This window comes from Actinomyces ruminis (genome assembly GCF_002154335.2).
Lineage (GTDB): Bacteria > Actinomycetota > Actinomycetes > Actinomycetales > Actinomycetaceae > Actinomyces > Actinomyces ruminis.
Genome location: NZ_MTPX02000092.1, coordinates 1 through 2066, shown reverse-complemented (window position 1 = coordinate 2066; position 2066 = coordinate 1). Strand labels below are relative to the sequence as shown.

Here is a 2066-nt window from a genome sequence, read left to right as displayed (position 1 = left end):
TTCCTTGGGAGTATCACCCGTGGCCCACACCCAGGTATCCATACCCACAAACGTCGCCCCCACACCCCCATACATCGGGTTATACGAAATCGTCGCCGTAGGAATCGTCACCGCATCCCACGCCGCCTGAGCCAACGTCTCCCCATCTATCTCCGGCTCCGGGGGCGAACCACCAGCAGGAACCCATACAGCCATGTTCCTCTCAACCCAACTCCTTGACAGCGTGCTGAAGTCCGCAAGATCATCCCCCCTGAAATACTCGGGAGAGCACCAGGGAATGTACCAATACCCCTCTGAGTCGGACGCATGAGACTCGTAATCCGGGAAACGAGAACGATATTCTTCCAGCGTATGACCACTAAAACGGGTGACGTTATAGACAGTATCATCCGACTCCAACGAGCTAGCTGTCTCCTCACCCGTCTTATACGGAATATACCAGCACACCGGATGCACACTCGCGGTCACCGACTGCGACCACACCGAAGCACCACCACCAGAACCAGCCGACCCATCCGCCGCGGCCGACGTCGACTCCACATACACCGACATCATCACCGAACCATCCCCACCAGCCGCCACCGAACCAGACGACGAGCTCACTTCCATTCCTTTGACTTGGTTGGCCCAAGCAGGCGATAAATCAACCACAGATAAAAAGACAAGAAAAAGCGAAACAATGCTAGCAGACAATTGCCTGTAGAACTTCATTGGTCGACCACACATTCGTTGGCAGAGAGTCGCTTTTCCTCAGACTCCTTCCAAACTCCATCTTCGTAAATCATTGTAATCAAGACCTCATAGCGCCCCTGAAGAGTCTCCGGGTCGGAGTTGTCTTGCCCCGAAGCGTCATAGGAAATCAAATCGGACTGGTCGTCGCAAATCAGCACCTGAGCGTAAGTTACATCGTAGGCAAACACCGCAGTAACCGACACACGCAGGTTGCCTTCCACTGTTTCACCTTTGACTTGGTCGTAGCTGCTTTTAAGACTCTGGTAGGTTTCTTCAGTCATAAGCGGCTCGGCGTTTTCCACGCCAGTGCCGGTGAACCAGATGTTCCAGGTGACCTGGTCGTAGTTGATGAAGGCCTTGAGGACTTCGGTCTGCAGCTCATCCAGATCCTCCGGGATCGAGGTCACCTGGTAGCGATCGGTGGACAGCGACTCCGCAGTCACCACACCAGCCGCCTCCGCAGAAGCAGCAGCCGACGCAGACGCCTCCGCGGCGGCTGCGGACTCCGACGCCTCGGCCGAGGCCCAGGCCTCAGGGTCATAAGTAGGGATATCCAGGCCACTCTCATCCGAGTCCGACGAACACGCCACCAACGGCGCACACGCCAGCAGCAGAGCTAACAGGCCAACGACTGGCCGGTGTCGACGGGGACGAGACATTCTTGTTAGGGCTCGCATACTCGATGATCTCCTTTTTATCGGCACAGAATAGTAGCGAACGTAAATCATTCAAATCGACGGAGCACAGGACGAACACGCGGCAAATCGCGCGCAGCAAGCACCAGAAGCTCTACACCAGCAAATACTCCCAGGCACACCCAAACCCACGGAACACCAGACAACAACAAGCTGGTGAGCCGCGAGACTGGCAGGTCCAGGAGAGAAGCTTCGAACAGAATCATTTGACAACCTTTGCCGCCTGGCCCTGGTCATACCCTGTTTTAGTGTTAACCATCTCGCGGTCGATGCTGTCCATGGTAGGATCGTTTACCTGCCGCTGCCAGGTGATGTATTCGTGGGCGGCTTCTGGTGTCATGGGGTCGGGGGCGGTGATGGTGGGTTGCCCGTCGACCTCGGTGTAGAAGGAGAACGGCCCGCCGTTGTTGCCGGTAGCAGCGGCCTCGATGGTGGTGTCATTGAGTAAGCCGTAGTTCGCGGCATCAACGTATCCCTGAGCCCGCAGCACGGTTTTGATGTCGGCGGCGTTGATGGTGTCGGAGGTGCTGTCTCCTGCGCGTAGTTCGGCAATGCCGTCGAGGTAGCCCATGGTCTGCGCGGCGGACTGATACTGCCCAAGCACGGTGGCTTCGGGGTCTGCGGCCGTGGGCATTTGCG

Annotated in this window: 3 protein-coding genes and 1 pseudogene; all 4 read right to left on the bottom strand. The window is 57.0% G+C overall.

The window, feature by feature from the left end:
• Positions 1-711 (bottom strand): annotated as a pseudogene (locus BW737_RS15830) (hypothetical protein); the annotation flags it as partial.
• Entirely contained in the window at positions 708-1178 is a 471-nt protein-coding gene (locus BW737_RS15390; RefSeq protein WP_086616116.1) for a hypothetical protein, read from the bottom strand. The gene BW737_RS15390 and the pseudogene BW737_RS15830, both read right to left, overlap by 4 nt.
• Before the next feature lie 278 nt (positions 1179-1456).
• Complete coding sequence (locus tag BW737_RS16400) at positions 1457-1633, bottom strand: hypothetical protein (RefSeq protein ID WP_180272262.1); 177 nt, start codon at positions 1631-1633, stop codon at positions 1457-1459.
• A partial coding sequence (locus tag BW737_RS16395; protein WP_180272261.1) for a hypothetical protein occupies positions 1630-2066 on the bottom strand: 437 nt, incomplete at its 5' end. The genes BW737_RS16400 and BW737_RS16395, both read right to left, overlap by 4 nt.